This window comes from Gulbenkiania mobilis (assembly GCA_004346645.1).
Classification (GTDB): Bacteria; Pseudomonadota; Gammaproteobacteria; order Burkholderiales; family Chromobacteriaceae; genus Gulbenkiania; species Gulbenkiania mobilis.
The window spans coordinates 324,630-340,077 of record SMDA01000003.1 but is presented as its reverse complement, the minus strand read 5'-3'; the positions used below and the strand labels follow the sequence as shown (position 1 = coordinate 340,077).

Here is a 15,448-nt window from a genome sequence, read left to right as displayed (position 1 = left end):
CGCGCCTACCCATCAAGCGTCCAGGAGCGGCTTGGTGAAGTGAAACGAACTGATGGTGAAGCCCTGACGGAAGTAGAGCTTGTGCGCCTGCGTGCGCCAGGTTCCCGAGTCGAGGACCAGATAGCGGCATCCGTTCACACGCGCTAGCGTCTCGCACTGCTCCAGAAGCTGGCTGCCCACCCCCATGGAGCGCTGTGCCTCATCGGTGACGAGGTCGTCGATGTAAAGGCGCAGGTCCTCGTAGGTGTTTTCATACACGCGGTAGAGCGCCAGGCCTGCCACCTTCCCATCGGGCAGGCAGGCCACCACCATCCGTGCCCCGTAGCCGAAAATGCGTTGCATTTTTTCGACATAGGCGGCCTCGGTAGCAGGCAGGCCCGGGCGCAGCTGCCGATGGACCGGCAGGGCTGCAGCCAGGAGATCCGGCCTGGCCACCTGACCAGCGGCATCGGTCACGGCGCAAAGGGTCAGCGCACTCATGCCGAAGCAGGACGCGAGGGGGCGATTACCAGCGACTCGCCTTCGAGCACCACCTTGCCGGCTACCAGACACTCGGTGGCGAACTTCACACGCTTCTTGTCGGCGTCCATTTCGATGACGCGGGCGCGGGCCGTGACGGTGTCGCCGATGCGCACCGGTGCCTTGAAACGGGTGGACTGCGAAAGGTAGATGGTGCCTTCGCCCGGCAGGCGAGTGCCCACCACGGTGGAGATCAGCCCCGCCGTCAGCATGCCGTGAGCGATACGGGTTTTGAAGGGGGTGCCCTCGGCATACTCCTGGTTCAGGTGGACCGGGTTGTTGTCCCCGGTAACCGCCGAGAACAGCAGAATGTCTGCTTCCGTAATGGTTTTGGCGTATTCGGCGCTGTCGCCGATCTGGATATCTTCGAAATAGACAGTCAAGGCTTTCTCCTTCGTATGACGGCGAAATGCTGCAGTGCATTGTGTCACGCTTTACCCCAAATGCAAATTGTAGGGAAATGCCGTACTATTGCCGACAGGCGTTGCATTTGAGCGACGCGGCACACGCCGGTTTCCAACCAAACGCTCGTTTGAAAACGAGCTTGCGGCATAATCGGAAAGCACTTCCTAGCCGCCGAATTTCGACCAACCAGAGAGCGCTTTCGCTGGAGGAATATGAAAGTTCTAGTCGCTGTGAAACGCGTTGTGGATTACAACGTGAAGGTTCGCGTTAAGGCCGATGGTAGCGATGTCGATATCGCCAACGTGAAGATGTCGATGAACCCGTTCGACGAGATCGCTGTGGAAGAGGCTGTCCGCCTGAAGGAAGCCGGCAAGGCCACCGAGATTGTCGCCGTATCCATGGGCGTGAAGCAGTGCGAGGAAACCCTGCGCACCGCGCTGGCCATGGGGGCCGACCGGGCCATCCTGGTGGAAACCGACGCCGAGCTCCAGCCGCTGGCCGTGGCCAAGCTGCTCAAGGAAGTGGTGGCCAAGGAACAGCCGCAACTGGTGATCGTGGGCAAGCAGGCCATTGATGACGATTCCAACCAGACTGGCCAGATGCTGTCCGCTTTGCTGGGCTGGGCGCAAGGCACCTTCGCCTCCAAGGTGGACTTGGCTGACGCTAGCGTTGACGTGACCCGCGAAGTGGATGGCGGCCTGGAGACGGTCAAACTCAAGCTGCCGGCCGTGGTAACCACTGACCTGCGCCTGAACGAGCCCCGCTATGTAAAGCTGCCCAACATCATGGCGGCCAAGAAGAAACCGCTGGACAAGACCACGCCTGCCGATCTGGGTGTGGACGTGACGCCGCGTCTGAAGACGCTGAAGGTCGCCGAGCCCGCCAAGCGCTCGGCAGGCGTAAAGGTGGCAAGCGCTGCCGAACTCGTGGCCAAACTGAAGAACGAAGCAAAGGTGCTGTGACATGGCAATTCTCGTTATCGCTGAACACGACAACCAGAGCCTGAAGGCAGGCACCCTGAATACCGTGAGCGCCGCCCAGAAGATTGGTGGCGACATCCATGTGCTCGTGGCGGGGCAGAATGCCGGTGCCGCAGCCGAGGCGGCCAAGGGCATCGCAGGTGTGGCCAAGGTACTGGTGGCGGATGCCGCAGAATATGCGCACGGCCTTGCCGAAAACCTCGCCGCCCTGATCGTGGGGCTGGCCCGCAGCTACAGCCATGTGCTGGCGCCGGCCTCCACCTACGGCAAAAACGTGCTGCCGCGCGTGGCGGCACTGCTGGATGTAGCGCAGATCTCCGAGATTACCGCCATCGAGTCGGCCGACACATTCGTGCGGCCGATTTATGCCGGTAACGTGATGGCTACCGTGCAGTCCTCCGACTCGGTGAAAGTGATTACCGTGCGGACCACTGCCTTCGAAGCCGCCGCGACCGGTGGGTCTGCCGTGATCGAGAATGTGGACGCTGCCGGCGACGCCGGACTCTCCACTTTCGTCGGACAGGAGCTGACCAAGTCTGACCGTCCGGAGCTGGGTGCCGCCAAGATCATCGTTTCTGGTGGCCGAGCCCTCGGCTCGGAAGAGCAGTTCAAGGCCGTCATCGAGCCTTTGGCCGACAAGCTGGGCGCCGCCGTAGGGGCCTCGCGCGCTGCAGTGGATGCCGGTTACGCTCCCAACGACTACCAGGTCGGCCAGACCGGCAAGGTGGTGGCCCCGCAGTTGTACCTGGCGGTGGGCATCTCGGGTGCGATCCAGCACCTGGCCGGCATGAAGGATTCCAAGGTGATCGTTGCCATCAACAAGGACGAAGAAGCCCCCATCTTCCAGGTGGCGGATTACGGCCTGGTGGGCGACCTCTTTACCGTGGTGCCCGAACTGATGGCCGAACTGTCGAAGTAAGTCTTCGTCAGCCAGAACGATAACGATCAGAAAGCCGGCCACGACCGGCTCGTCGGGAGGAGTGCAGCATGCGCCGCGGTGCATGCTGCCGGCCTGCTGGCGGGCGCGTGGCCGGTTTTTTCATGAACGCGATATACACGACACAAAGGAAGAGGTTAAGCATGATCTACAACGCACCGGTCAAGGACATCCGCTTCGCGTTGAATGCCCTGGCCGACCTGCCGGCCATCTGCGCCCTGCCGGGCAACGAGGACTGCACGGTCGAGCTGGTGGATGCCATCCTGGAAGAGGCGGCCAAGTTCGCCGAAGGCGTGCTGGCGCCCACCAACCGGGCGGGCGACGCAGGCGCCAAATGGTCCCCGGATTTCTCGGTCCGGTCTCCGGAAGGATTCAAGGAGGCTTGGCAGCAGTATGTGGAGGCCGGCTGGGCTGGGCTGCGCGCACCGGCGGAGTTCGGCGGCCAAGGGCTACCGGCGCTGGTGTCGACCGCGGCCGAGGAAATGTGGTGTTCGGCCAACCTGGCTTTCTCCCTGGCGCCGCTGCTGACGCTGGGTGCAGTGGAAGCGATCCATCACCACGCCAGTGAGGCGCTCAAGGCGATTTACCTGCCGCGGATGTCCACGGGCGAGTGGACCGGCACGATGAATCTGACCGAGCCGCAGGCCGGTTCCGACCTGGCACAGGTGCGCTCGCGCGCGGTTCCGGCCGAGGACGGCAGCTACCGCATCACCGGGCAGAAGATCTTCATCACCTGGGGCGAGCATGACCTTGCCGACAACATCGTTCACCTGGTGCTGGCCCGCCTGCCGGATGCACCGGCCGGGGTGAAGGGCATCTCGCTCTTCATCGTGCCCAAGTTCCTGGTAAACGCGGATGGCAGCCTCGGCGCCCGCAATGACGTACGCTGCGTTTCGCTCGAGCACAAACTGGGCATCCATGGCAGCCCCACCGCAGTGATGAGCTTCGGCGACGAAGGCGGCGCGGTGGGCTATCTCGTCGGCGAGCCCAACAAAGGGCTCAACTATATGTTCACGATGATGAACCATGCCCGTCTGGGCGTAGGCATCGAGGGCATGGCCGTGTCGGAGCGCGCCTACCAGAAGGCTGTGGAATATGCTCGCGAGCGCGTGCAGAGCCGTGCGGTCGGTTCGCCGGAAGCCACCGGCGTTGCCATCATCCAGCACCCGGACATCCGCCGCATGCTGATGACGATGAAAGCGCAGATCGAGGCGCAGCGTGCGCTGGCGCTGTATACGGCGGCGGCGCTGGACCGCGCCGCCCGCCATCCGCTGCCGGAAGAAAAGGCCCGCAATCAGGCGCTGGTGAACTTCCTGATCCCGATCGTCAAGGGATGGAACACTGAGCAGGCCAACGAGATCACCAGTATGGCAGTGCAGGTGCATGGCGGGATGGGCTATGTGGAAGAGACCGGCGTGGCCCAGTACTATCGCGATGCGCGCATCACGGCCATCTATGAGGGTACGACCGGCATTCAGGCGCTGGACCTCATCGGTCGCAAGACCGCCAGCGAAAACGGCGTGACGGCCCGGGCGCTGCTGGCCGAGGCCCGCGCTACGGCAGACCGGCTGGCCGCCGCCGGCGAGGCCAGCCTTTCGGCCAACCTCTCCGGGGCCGTGGTGGAGGCCGAACGCTGCGTGGCCTTCATCCTGGAGAGCTTCGCCTCCAATCCGCGTCTGGCCGCAGCCGGCTCGGTGCCCTTCCTGAAGCTGATGGGGATCGTTCTTGGAGGCTGGCAGATGGGGCGTGCCGGGCTGGCAGCACTGTCGCAGCAGGGCCAGGAAGACGCGGATGCCGACTTCCTCAACGCCAAGCTGATCACCGCCCGCTTCTACGGCGAGCATCTGCTGCCGCAGGTGAGCGGACTTGCCGCCGCCATCGTCGAAGGGGCGGAGAGCGCGCTGGCGCTGCCCGAAAGCGCCTTCTGAGGTCGTGACGATTTGACGCGTGCTGAAAACCCGGGCTTGCCCGGGTTTTCTTTTGGCTGCGGGGCATGGCGCTTGCCATCCCCGGCGGTGTCCCACCGTTAACAAGAGGCGTTCTGCGATGCGTCCCCTGCTGCTTGTTCCCCTCCTTGCCGCCTGTCTTCAAGGCACGCCTGCGTCGGCAGCCCCCGAAGAGGCCGGCCTTCTGGCCGCGCGCGAGATGCGCCATCTGGCTGCCACCTTTCCCGGCCGAAGCGTGGGCACCCAGCGTGCCGGTGCCGCTGCCGAGTATCTTGCACGACGCCTGACCCAGATGGGCTATGTAGTCGAACGCCAGGCTTTTGACAGCAGCTACACGGTCGAGAAGCCGGGTGCCGAAAAGCTGAGTCAGCCCGCAGAGGGGATCAACCTCATAGCCAGGCGCCCGGGCGGCTCGGGTCCGGTGGTGCTGGTGGGGGCGCATTACGATTCGCGTCCGGTGCGCAAGGCGGATGATGCACGCCAGCACATCGGCGGGGCTGCCCTCGCCGGGCTGGACGACAATGCGTCGGGTGTTGGGGTGGCACTTGCTCTGGCCGAGCGCCTCGCTGCGAAGCCGCTTCAACACGAAGTACGATTCGTCCTCTTCAGCGGGGAGGAGGTGGGCCTCAAGGGTTCACGTGCCTATGTCGACAGCCTGGCAGCCGAAGAGCGCGCCCGGGTGCGGCTGATGATCAATCTGGACAGCCTGATCACCGGCGACCGTCTCTATTTTCATGCCGGGCCCAAGACCGTTTCGGCCAACCCTGCTGCAGGCTTTGCCCGGGATATGGCGTTGGAGATCGCTCGCGCCCGGCACATCAAGGCCGAGACCAATCCGGGGCTCAACCCCAAGTATCCGGCCGGTACCGGCTGCTGCTCCGATCTTGAACCTTTCGACGAGGCTGGCATTCCGGTGCTGGCGGTGGAGGCGACCAACTGGACGTTGGGCGAGCGGGACGGTTACACCCAGACCGACCGGCCGGGCATCCCCGGAGGCATGTCCTGGCACAAGACCGACGTCGACAAGGCCGAGGTGGTCGACCGTGTCCTGCCGGGCCGGGTGGAGCAACGGGCCCGGGAGGTCACGGAGGTGCTAGGGACGCTGCTCGAACGCCTGGCGCGCCCGGCGAAAGGGCAGGGCGCGCCAGACTTCTGAAGGAGGGCGGGGGTGGCAAGTTGTGCGTAGGCGACACTTTTTTCGTTGCGCGCGACAACCTGTTGAGGCATAATAGAAAAGTTTAACCAAACGGGACATGCGCATCGCGCTTTGTCCCGTTCTTCGCATCTACAGTCCGCAAATAAAGCGTTAAAAGCAACAGGAGCCAGCCCGTGTCAACCGTACCAGCGATTCTTGTCTTGGCTGACGGTAGCCTCTTCAGGGGCAGTGCCATCGGTGCCTCCGGCCATACGGTCGGAGAAGTGGTATTCAATACCGCCATCACCGGGTATCAGGAGATACTGACCGATCCCTCCTATACCAAACAGATCGTTACCCTGACTTACCCTCATATCGGCAACGTCGGCGCGAATTCGGAAGACACCGAATCCCGCGCCGTTTTTGCATCCGGCCTCATCATCCGTGACCTGCCGCTCCTGCACAGCAACTTCCGGGCGGCCTGCTCGCTGTCCGACTACCTCAAGGACAACAACGTCGTTGCCATCGCCGACATCGACACCCGCAAGCTGACCCGCCTCCTGCGAGAAAAGGGCGCGCAGGCCGGCTGCATCATGGCCGGAGACATCGATGAGGCGCGCGCGCTGGAGCTGGCGCGCGGCTTCGGCAGCATGGCCGGCCAGGACCTGGCCCAGGTCGTCAGCTGCGATACCCCATACACGTGGGACACGCGCGAGTGGCGGCTCGGCGCCGGGTACACTGCCCAGTCCGAAGCGCCTTACCATGTGGTGGCCTATGATTACGGCGTCAAGCACAACATCCTGCGCATGTTGGCCGAACGCGGCTGTCGCTTGACGGTGGTGCCGGCCAAGACGCCCGCGGTCGAAGTGTTGGCGATGCAGCCCGATGGCGTGTTCCTCTCCAACGGCCCTGGCGACCCGGAGCCTTGCGACTATGCCATCTCGGCCATCCGTGAGGTGCTGGAGACGCGCCTGCCGGTCTTTGGCATCTGCTTGGGTCATCAGCTGCTCGGCCTGGCCACCGGCGGCAAGACCAGCAAGATGAAGTTCGGCCACCACGGCGCCAACCATCCGGTGCAGGACCTCGACACCGGACGGGTGATGATCACCAGCCAGAACCATGGCTTCCAGGTGGACGAGACCAGCCTGCCGGCCAACGTACGTGTTACGCACCGCAGCCTGTTCGACGGCACGGTGCAGGGTATTGCGCTGACCGACCGGCCCGCCTTCTCGTTCCAGGGACATCCGGAAGCCAGCCCGGGACCCAACGACGTGGCCTATCTTTTCGACCGCTTCATCTCGGCCATGGCCGAGCGCCGCGCGTAGACACGGCAGGACAACACGAACCGGGGGACGTTTACATGCTGGGCATCACCGATCTGACCACTTACCTGGTAGGCACCATCATCATCGTGCTCCTGCCGGGGCCGAACTCGCTGTATGTGCTTTCGGTGGCAGCCCAGCGGGGTGTGCGTGCGGGCTTTGCCGGCGCATGCGGTATTTTCTTGGGCGATGCCATCCTGATGTTCCTCGCAGCGACGGGCGCCGCCGGCATCCTCAAGGCCAACCCGGCCCTGTTCGCGGTGATCAAGTATCTCGGCGGCGGCTACCTAGCCTGGCTGGGCATCCAGATGCTGCGCGGAGCGCTCAGGGGCTGGTTCCGCCCCTCGTCGATGCCGGCCGTGCCCAACCGGGTGGACGCCAGCCGGCCGTTCGTGAAGGCCCTGGCCATCAGCCTGATGAACCCCAAGGCCATCCTCTTCTTCGTGTCGTTCTTCGTACAGTTCGTCGACCCGGCCTATCCGTATCCGGCCCTGACCTTCGTGGCACTGGGCGTGATCGTCCAGTGCTGCAGTGCTCTCTACCTCACTACCGTGATCCTCGCCGGATCGCGGTTGGCCGAAGCCTTCCGCCGGCGCCGCCGGCTGTCCGCTGCTGTCAGCGGCGGGGTAGGGGCCTTGTTCCTCGGCTTCGGGGCCAAGCTGGCGGCAGCCAGCCTGTAATCCCGCAGGCTGGCCAAGGGCCTGCCTGCAAACACAATTGAATTGACTGAGCGAAAAGATGCCGAAACGTACCGATATCCAGAGCATTCTCATCATTGGCGCCGGCCCGATCGTCATCGGCCAGGCGTGCGAATTTGACTACTCGGGTGCCCAGGCCTGCAAGGCCCTGCGCGAGGAAGGCTTCCGCGTCATCCTGGTGAACTCCAATCCGGCCACCATCATGACCGACCCGGAGATGGCCGATGTCACCTACATCGAGCCGATCAACTGGCAGGTGCTGGAAAAAATCATCGCCAAGGAGCGCCCGGACGCGATCCTGCCGACCATGGGCGGGCAGACCGCGCTCAACTGCGCACTGGACTTGGCGCGCAACGGCGTGCTGGAAAAGTACAAGGTGGAGCTGATCGGTGCCACCGAAGACGCCATCGACAAGGCCGAAGACCGCGGCCGCTTCAAGGAGGCGATGGCCAAGATCGGCCTCTCCTGCCCGCTGTCCTTCGTCTGCCACACCATGGAAGAATCGCTCGAGGCGCAGGCCAAGGTCGGCTTCCCGACGCTGATCCGCCCCTCTTTCACCATGGGCGGCTCTGGCGGCGGCATCGCCTACAACAAGGAAGAATTCCTCGCCATTTGCGAGCGCGGCTTCGAAGCTTCGCCCACCCATGAGCTGCTGATCGAACAGTCCGTGCTCGGCTGGAAAGAGTACGAGATGGAGGTGGTGCGCGACCGCAACGACAACTGCATCATCATCTGCTCGATCGAAAACTTCGACCCGATGGGCGTGCACACCGGCGACTCCATCACCGTCGCTCCGGCGCAGACGCTGACGGACAAGGAATACCAGATCATGCGCAACGCCTCGCTTGCGGTGCTGCGTGAGATCGGAGTGGATACGGGCGGCTCCAACGTACAGTTCGCCGTGAACCCGGCCAACGGCGAGATGATCGTCATCGAGATGAACCCGCGGGTATCGCGTTCCTCGGCGCTGGCCTCCAAGGCTACCGGCTTCCCGATCGCCAAGGTCGCCGCCAAGCTGGCCGTGGGTTATACCCTGGACGAACTGAAGAACGACATCACAGGCGGGGCAACCCCGGCCTCGTTCGAGCCTTCGATCGACTACGTCGTCACCAAGATTCCGCGCTTCGCCTTCGAGAAATTCCCGCAGGCCGATAACCGTCTGACCACCCAGATGAAGTCGGTGGGCGAGGTGATGGCCATGGGGCGCACCCTGCAGGAGTCGATGCAGAAGGCGTTGCGTGGCCTTGAGACCGGCCTCTCCGGCTTTGACGAGCGCACCACCGATCAGGAGGTGATCCGTCACGAACTCGGGACGCCTGGCCCAGAGCGCATCCTGTATGTGGCCGATGCCTTCCGTTCCGGCATGAGTCTGGAGGACGTCCACGGCATCAGCAGCATTGACCCGTGGTTCCTGGCGCAGATCGAGGACATCGTTGCCAGCGAGCGTGCCCTGGCCGGTTGCAAGCTCGAGGCGCTTGATTATGCAGCGCTGCGTACACTCAAACGCAAGGGCTTCTCCGACCGCCGTCTGGCTGCCCTGCTGGGTGTGGACCAAGGTGCGGTGCGCAGCCGCCGTTGGGCGCTCGGGCTGCATCCGGTGTACAAGCGGGTGGATACCTGCGCGGCCGAGTTCGCGACCAACACCGCCTACATGTACTCCAGCTACGAAGAAGAATGCGAGGCAGCGCCTTCCGACCGCAAGAAGATCATGGTGCTGGGCGGTGGCCCGAACCGGATCGGTCAGGGGATCGAGTTCGATTACTGCTGCGTGCACGCCGCGCTGGCACTGCGTGAGTCCGGTTTCGAGACCATCATGGTCAACTGCAACCCGGAGACCGTCTCCACCGATTACGACACCTCCGACCGCCTGTACTTCGAGCCGCTGACCCTGGAGGACGTGCTGGAGATCTGCCGCGTCGAGAAACCTTTCGGTGTGATTGTGCAGTATGGCGGTCAGACGCCGCTGAAGCTGGCGCGCGCGCTGGAGGCCAATGGCGTGCCGATCATCGGTACCTCGCCCGACATGATCGACGCGGCCGAAGACCGCGAGCGGTTCCAGAAGCTGCTGAACGAGCTGGGCCTCAAGCAGCCCCCCAACCGCACCGCACGCACCGCCGCCGATGCGATGCGCCTTGCCGAGGAGATCGGCTATCCGCTGGTGGTGCGTCCGTCCTACGTGCTGGGGGGGCGCGCGATGGAGATCGTGCACGAGCCTGCCGACCTGGAGCGCTACATGCGCGAGGCGGTAAAGGTGTCGAACGATAGCCCGGTGCTGCTGGACCGCTTCCTCAACAATGCCATCGAGGTGGACGTGGACTGCGTCTCCGACGGGCAGACCGTGGTCATCGGCGGCATCATGCAGCACATCGAACAGGCCGGGGTGCACTCGGGTGACTCGGCCTGCTCTCTGCCCCCGTACAGCCTGTTCCCGGCTGTGCAGGACGAAATCCGCCGCCAGACGGTGGCCATGGCGCGCGCGCTCAATGTGGTGGGCCTGATGAACGTGCAGTTCGCCATCCAGGGCGAGGACATCTATGTCTTGGAAGTGAACCCGCGCGCTTCGCGTACCGTGCCCTTCGTCTCCAAGGTGACGAGTGCGCCGCTGGCAAAGATCGCCGCCCGCGCCATGGCAGGTATCCCCTTGGCCGAACAGGGCTTCACGCAGGAAGTGATTCCGCCTTACTACGCGGTGAAGGAAGCGGTATTCCCCTTTATCAAGTTCCCGGGGGTGGATACCATCCTGGGGCCGGAGATGAAATCCACCGGCGAGGTGATGGGCGTGGGCAAAACCTTTGCCGAGGCCTACGTCAAGAGCCAGCTGGCTGCAGGCGACCGACTGCCCAAGACCGGCAAGGTATTCCTGTCGGTGCGTCACGGCGACAAAAACGGCGCCATCGAGGTGGCCCGTGAGCTGCAGCGCCTGGGCTTTGGCGTGTGTGCCACCCGCGGTACCGCCAAGACCCTGCAGGAAGCAGGCATGACGGTACAGGTGGTGAACAAAGTCACCGAAGGCCGGCCCCACATCGTCGACATGATCAAGAACGGGGAGATCGCCCTCGTGATCAATACGGTGGACGAGAAGCGTCAGGCTATCCAGGACAGCCACTCCATCCGTCGCAGTGCGCTGCAGCAGCGGGTGCCGCAGTACACCACGCTGTTTGGAGCCAAGGCACTGTGTGTGGGCATGGCACATGCCGAAGACTTCGATGTGTACAGCGTTCAGGCGCTGCACGCCTCGATCAAGCACTGATGGAGCGGACTGTTCGGCCAACCTTTGAACTGGGGCCGAATTCTCGCTACAATCCGCGCTAACCCAAGCAACAGCCAAGCCGCCGTTCTAGAACGGCGGCTTGTGTTTTTGATGATGGCGGGCCGAACCGCCGTGGAGAGAATGCATGAACAAAGTGCCGCTGACCGTGCGGGGCGCCGAGCTGCTCAAGGAAGAGCTGCAGCGCCTGAAGAGCATCGAGCGCCCGAAAGTGATCGAGGCGATTGCCGAGGCCCGCTCGCATGGTGACCTGTCGGAGAACGCCGAGTACGATGCCGCCAAAGAGCGCCAGGCCTTCGTCGAAGGACGCATCGCCGAACTCGAGGGCAAGCTAAGCAATGCCCAGATCATTGATCCGTCTACGCTGGATGCCGATGGGCGCATCGTTTTTGGCGCCACCGTGGAGCTGATGGATCTGGAAACCGAAGACGAGGTCACCTACCAGATCGTCGGGGACGACGAGGCCGACATCAAGTTCGGCAAGGTGTCCGTCAACTCGCCCATCGCCCGCGCGCTGATCGGCAAGGAAGCGGGCGACGTGGCCGAGGTGGTGGCGCCGGGCGGCATCCGCGAGTACGAAGTCCTGGACGTCAAGTACCTCTGAGCGTTACCCGCGCAGCCTGCGCCCAACGGAGCACGACATGGACAGCCTGAAAGCAATTGCCCGCACGTTCTGGATCGGTGGCATGTGGGTCATCGGTCTGCTGGTGGCCCCGGTGCTATTTGCGGCCTTGGACAAAGTCACGGCCGGCATGGTGGCCGGTCGGCTCTTCTCGGCCATTGCCTGGGTGGGACTGGTGTGCGGGGTGTTCCTGATGGTGGAGCACATCTGGCAGCAGGGTGCCCGCGGCGTGAAGGAAGCGCCGTTCTGGCTGCTGGTGGCGATGCTGGCCTGTACCGTCATCAACCATTTTGCGGTCACGCCAATCATCGCCCAGCTCAAGCTGCAGATGAACCAGGCCGCCGAGGGGCTGTTTGGTGGCGGCTTTGCCACTTGGCATGCGATCTCGAGCCTGATCTATCTCGTGCAGAGCCTACTGGCGCTGGTGTACCTGCTCAAGACGGAGCGTTGAGTGCGCTAGCGGCCCGGGCAAGAAAAAAGCGGTGGCAGGCGCCACCGCTTTTCGCATGACTGCCGTGGATCACGGCTGGGCCTTGAGCGCTTTCTTGCTCTTGGGAGGCACAATGCGCTGCTTGTCCGACGGACGCCACACCACCAGCAGCTTACCAATGTGCTGCACCGGCGCGGCATCCAGATCATCGCAGATCTGCTCATACATCGCGATGCGGGCATCGCGGTCATCGCTCTGGACGCGGATCTTGATCAGCTCGTGCGCATCCAGACTGATGGCGATCTCGCGCATCACCGCATCGGTCAGGCCGTTGTTCCCGATCATCACGACAGGGTTCAGCGTGTGGGCAAGCCCCTTGAGGTACTGGCGTTCCACCGGGGACAATTCGATCTTCATGTGACAAAGCTTCCTGATTAAAAGTCGATTTTACTCGACTTTGACGGTTAGCCCAAAATCCGGCAACAGCGGCACGGGGCCGCGGTTGCAGAACCCCACTCTTTACATAGACGAATCCGGCACAAAGATCATGGCAAGAAGCAAGACTAGCAATGCCTGGCTGCAGGAACACGTGAACGATCCCTACGTGCTCCAGGCCCAGAGGGACGGCTATCGTGCCCGGGCAGCCTACAAGCTCCTGGAAATCAACGAGAAAGACAAGCTTATCCGCCAGGGTACCGTGCTGGCCGATCTGGGTTCTGCACCGGGAAGCTGGTCGCAGGTGGCCGCACGGCTGGTAGGACCGACAGGCAAAGTGTTTGCTCTGGATATTCTGTCGATGGATCCCGTCCCGGGCGTGCATTTCATCCAAGGCGACTTCCGCGAGGAAAGCGTGCTGGAGGATTTCCTGGCGCTGCTGGAAGGACGTCAGCTGGACCTTGTAATTTCCGACATGGCGCCCAATATTTCAGGCATGAGCGCCATCGACCAGGCCCGTAGCTTCCACCTGTGCGAGCTGGCGCTCGAATTTGCGCGCGAGCAGTTGAAACCCGGCGGCCACTTTCTCGTCAAAGTGTTCCAGGGCAGCGACTTCCAAGCTTACATGGCCGCCATGCGCGAAACCTTTCAGGAGGTCGTCAGTCGCAAGCCCAAGGCGTCGCGTGACCGATCCAGCGAGATTTACCTGCTGGGCCGGGGGCGACGCTGACTTTCCTCCTCGTGAGGATTACAATCGATTCAAAAGACCACGCGCCTTCCTTCCAAGTCAGGGCACATTAGGAGTCCGCTCTAGTGAACAACATTGGTAAAAACATCGCCATCTGGGTCATCATCGGCCTCGTGCTGATGACGGTGTTCAATCAATTCAACAAGCGACAGGACACCCAGAACCAGATCGAATACTCGCAGTTTGTTAGCGATGTTGAGTCGGGCAAGGTGCAGTCGCTGACGATCGAAGGCCATCCGCTGCGTGGGCAGTGGCTGAAGGGCAAGCGCAGTGACGGCTCTGCCTTCACCACTTACGCCCCGTACGATCCGCAGTTGGTCGACGACCTGATCAAGAACAACGTTCGCTTTTCGGCCAAGCCGGAAGAGGAACCCAGCCTGCTGATGAATATCTTCATCAGCTGGTTCCCGATGCTGCTCCTGATCGGCGTGTGGGTATTCTTCATGCGCCAAATGCAGGGTGGCGGGAAGGGCGGTGCCTTCTCGTTCGGTAAAAGCAAGGCCCGCATGCTCGACCAAGAAGCCAATACCATCACCTTTGCCGACGTGGCCGGCTGTGACGAAGCCAAGGAGGAGGTGAAGGAGATCGTAGACTACCTGCGCGATCCGACCCGCTACCAGAGCCTGGGTGGGCGCATTCCCCGCGGCATACTGCTGGCCGGCTCGCCGGGTACCGGTAAGACGCTGCTGGCCAAGGCAATCGCCGGAGAAGCCAAGGTGCCGTTCTTCAGTATCTCCGGGTCCGACTTCGTGGAGATGTTCGTTGGCGTGGGCGCAGCCCGGGTTCGCGACATGTTCGAGCAGGCCAAGAAGAACTCCCCTTGCATCATCTTCATCGACGAGATCGACGCCGTAGGCCGCCAGCGTGGTGCAGGGCTCGGCGGTGGCAACGATGAACGCGAGCAGACGCTGAACCAGCTGCTGGTGGAGATGGATGGCTTCGAGACCAATACCACTGTGATCGTCATCGCCGCCACCAACCGTCCGGACGTGCTCGACCCCGCGCTCCAGCGCCCGGGCCGCTTCGACCGCCAGGTGGTGGTGCCGCTGCCCGACATCCGTGGCCGTGAGCAGATCCTGACCGTGCACATGCGCAAGGTGCCGATTTCGGCCGACGTCGAAGCCGGCATCATCGCCCGTGGTACTCCGGGCTTTTCCGGGGCCGACCTCGCCAACCTGGTCAACGAGGCCGCTCTGTTCGCCGCACGCCGCAACAAGCGCCTGGTGGACATGGAGGACTTCGAGTCGGCCAAGGACAAGATCATGATGGGCGCGGAGCGCAAGTCCATGGTGATGACCGACGAGGAGAAGCGGAACACCGCCTATCACGAATCGGGTCACGCCGTGATCGCCAAGCTCCTGCCCAAGTCCGATCCCGTGCACAAGGTCACCATCATTCCGCGTGGCCGCGCCTTGGGTGTGACGATGCAGCTGCCGGAGCAGGACCGCTACGCCTACGACCGGCAGTATCTGCTGGACCGTATCGCCATTCTCTTCGGGGGCCGTATTGCCGAAGAGCTGTTCATGAACCAGATGACCACCGGCGCTTCGAATGACTTCGAGCGTGCCACGCAGATGGCCCGGGACATGGTGACCCGTTATGGCATGAGCGATAAGCTCGGTCCTATGGTGTATGGCGAGAACGAGGGTGAGGTATTCCTCGGCCGCTCGGTCACCACACACAAGAACCTGTCGGAAGCCACCATGCAGCAGGTGGACAGCGAGATCCGCCGCATCATCGACGAGCAGTACGGGTTAGCCCGTCGCATGCTGGAAGAGAACCGCGACAAGGTAGAGGCCATGACGGCTGCCCTCCTAGAGTGGGAAACGATCGATGCCGAGCAGATCGACGACATTATGGCCGGCCGCCCGCCACGCCCCCCGCGTCCGGCGCCGAGCATGAATCCGCGTCCAGATGACAAGCCCAGTGGCCCAACGCCTGAGCCGTCCACTTCGCCGGCGCAGGAACTGTAACTTGTCGAGGGCAGGGCGGTAGCGTAGGCT

At 63.0% G+C, this 15,448-nt stretch carries 14 protein-coding genes; 11 read left to right on the top strand and 3 right to left on the bottom strand.

What is annotated here, in order from left to right; all coding sequences use genetic code 11:
- Positions 1 to 12 precede the first annotated feature (12 nt).
- Together EV669_RS06560 and EV669_RS06555 are read right to left on the bottom strand one after the other, a co-directional pair.
- Entirely contained in the window at positions 13 to 480 is a 468-nt protein-coding gene (locus EV669_RS06560; protein WP_207913795.1) for a GNAT family N-acetyltransferase, read from the bottom strand.
- A complete protein-coding gene (locus EV669_RS06555; protein ID WP_054284475.1) occupies positions 477 to 902 on the bottom strand; it encodes a MaoC family dehydratase in 426 nt (141 codons plus the stop codon). The genes EV669_RS06560 and EV669_RS06555 overlap by 4 nt, the downstream gene beginning before the upstream one ends.
- A 234-nt stretch (positions 903 to 1,136) precedes the next feature.
- Between EV669_RS06555 and EV669_RS06550 the strand changes: the two genes are divergently transcribed.
- From EV669_RS06550 to EV669_RS06510, 9 genes are all read left to right on the top strand, one after another.
- Positions 1,137 to 1,886 carry an electron transfer flavoprotein subunit beta/FixA family protein gene (locus EV669_RS06550; RefSeq protein WP_054284476.1) on the top strand — a complete coding sequence of 250 codons (750 nt, stop codon included), beginning with the start codon at positions 1,137 to 1,139 and terminating at the stop codon, positions 1,884 to 1,886.
- A gap of 1 nt (position 1,887) precedes the next feature.
- Complete coding sequence (locus EV669_RS06545; protein WP_055433198.1) at positions 1,888 to 2,823, top strand: electron transfer flavoprotein subunit alpha/FixB family protein; 936 nt, start codon at positions 1,888 to 1,890, stop codon at positions 2,821 to 2,823.
- 161 nt (positions 2,824 to 2,984) lie between these two features.
- Positions 2,985 to 4,769 carry an acyl-CoA dehydrogenase gene (locus tag EV669_RS06540; protein ID WP_055433197.1) on the top strand — a complete coding sequence of 595 codons (1,785 nt, stop codon included), beginning with the start codon at positions 2,985 to 2,987 and terminating at the stop codon, positions 4,767 to 4,769.
- A gap of 118 nt (positions 4,770 to 4,887) precedes the next feature.
- Positions 4,888 to 5,943 carry an aminopeptidase gene (locus tag EV669_RS06535; protein WP_132098195.1) on the top strand — a complete coding sequence of 352 codons (1,056 nt, stop codon included), beginning with the start codon at positions 4,888 to 4,890 and terminating at the stop codon, positions 5,941 to 5,943.
- Positions 5,944 to 6,116: 173 nt separating this feature from the next.
- Entirely contained in the window at positions 6,117 to 7,247 is a 1,131-nt protein-coding gene (carA, locus tag EV669_RS06530) for a glutamine-hydrolyzing carbamoyl-phosphate synthase small subunit (RefSeq protein ID WP_132098194.1), read from the top strand.
- 35 nt (positions 7,248 to 7,282) lie between these two features.
- Positions 7,283 to 7,924: a leucine efflux protein LeuE gene (gene leuE / locus EV669_RS06525; RefSeq protein WP_054284481.1), complete on the top strand. Its 642-nt coding sequence runs from the start codon at positions 7,283 to 7,285 to the stop codon at positions 7,922 to 7,924.
- A gap of 58 nt (positions 7,925 to 7,982) precedes the next feature.
- The gene (gene carB / locus EV669_RS06520) at positions 7,983 to 11,192 is read left to right on the top strand and encodes a carbamoyl-phosphate synthase large subunit (protein ID WP_132098193.1); all 3,210 of its coding nucleotides are present in this window, start codon (positions 7,983 to 7,985) and stop codon (positions 11,190 to 11,192) included.
- 145 nt (positions 11,193 to 11,337) lie between these two features.
- Positions 11,338 to 11,814: a transcription elongation factor GreA gene (gene greA, locus EV669_RS06515; RefSeq protein WP_054284483.1), complete on the top strand. Its 477-nt coding sequence runs from the start codon at positions 11,338 to 11,340 to the stop codon at positions 11,812 to 11,814.
- 37 nt (positions 11,815 to 11,851) lie between these two features.
- Positions 11,852 to 12,283 (top strand): DUF4149 domain-containing protein, encoded by a 432-nt coding sequence (locus tag EV669_RS06510; protein ID WP_054284484.1) that lies wholly within the window; start codon positions 11,852 to 11,854, stop codon positions 12,281 to 12,283.
- Between the two features lie 69 nt (positions 12,284 to 12,352).
- Here EV669_RS06510 and yhbY read toward each other — a convergent pair whose 3' ends face one another.
- Positions 12,353 to 12,679 carry a ribosome assembly RNA-binding protein YhbY gene (yhbY, locus tag EV669_RS06505; protein ID WP_132098192.1) on the bottom strand — a complete coding sequence of 109 codons (327 nt, stop codon included), beginning with the start codon at positions 12,677 to 12,679 and terminating at the stop codon, positions 12,353 to 12,355.
- Between the two features lie 130 nt (positions 12,680 to 12,809).
- Between yhbY and EV669_RS06500 the strand changes: the two genes are divergently transcribed.
- Entirely contained in the window at positions 12,810 to 13,427 is a 618-nt protein-coding gene (locus tag EV669_RS06500; RefSeq protein ID WP_055433193.1) for an RlmE family RNA methyltransferase, read from the top strand.
- A gap of 83 nt (positions 13,428 to 13,510) precedes the next feature.
- A complete protein-coding gene (gene ftsH / locus EV669_RS06495; protein ID WP_055433192.1) occupies positions 13,511 to 15,418 on the top strand; it encodes an ATP-dependent zinc metalloprotease FtsH in 1,908 nt (635 codons plus the stop codon).
- The last annotated feature ends 30 nt before the right edge of the window (positions 15,419 to 15,448 follow it).

What these genes read in the sequence shown, in the direction of transcription:
- EV669_RS06545 (WP_055433198.1), top strand. Translation starts at nt 1,888, where the DNA reads ATGGCAATTCTCGTTATCGCTGAACACGACAACCAGAGCCTGAAGGCA.
- EV669_RS06500 (WP_055433193.1), top strand. Translation starts at nt 12,810, where the DNA reads ATGGCAAGAAGCAAGACTAGCAATGCCTGGCTGCAGGAACACGTGAAC.
- EV669_RS06550 (WP_054284476.1), top strand. Translation starts at nt 1,137, where the DNA reads ATGAAAGTTCTAGTCGCTGTGAAACGCGTTGTGGATTACAACGTGAAG.
- carB (WP_132098193.1), top strand. Translation starts at nt 7,983, where the DNA reads ATGCCGAAACGTACCGATATCCAGAGCATTCTCATCATTGGCGCCGGC.
- leuE (WP_054284481.1), top strand. Translation starts at nt 7,283, where the DNA reads ATGCTGGGCATCACCGATCTGACCACTTACCTGGTAGGCACCATCATC.
- EV669_RS06540 (WP_055433197.1), top strand. Translation starts at nt 2,985, where the DNA reads ATGATCTACAACGCACCGGTCAAGGACATCCGCTTCGCGTTGAATGCC.
- EV669_RS06510 (WP_054284484.1), top strand. Translation starts at nt 11,852, where the DNA reads ATGGACAGCCTGAAAGCAATTGCCCGCACGTTCTGGATCGGTGGCATG.
- greA (WP_054284483.1), top strand. Translation starts at nt 11,338, where the DNA reads ATGAACAAAGTGCCGCTGACCGTGCGGGGCGCCGAGCTGCTCAAGGAA.
- EV669_RS06535 (WP_132098195.1), top strand. Translation starts at nt 4,888, where the DNA reads ATGCGTCCCCTGCTGCTTGTTCCCCTCCTTGCCGCCTGTCTTCAAGGC.
- EV669_RS06560 (WP_207913795.1), bottom strand. Translation starts at nt 480, where the DNA reads ATGAGTGCGCTGACCCTTTGCGCCGTGACCGATGCCGCTGGTCAGGTG.
- yhbY (WP_132098192.1), bottom strand. Translation starts at nt 12,679, where the DNA reads ATGAAGATCGAATTGTCCCCGGTGGAACGCCAGTACCTCAAGGGGCTT.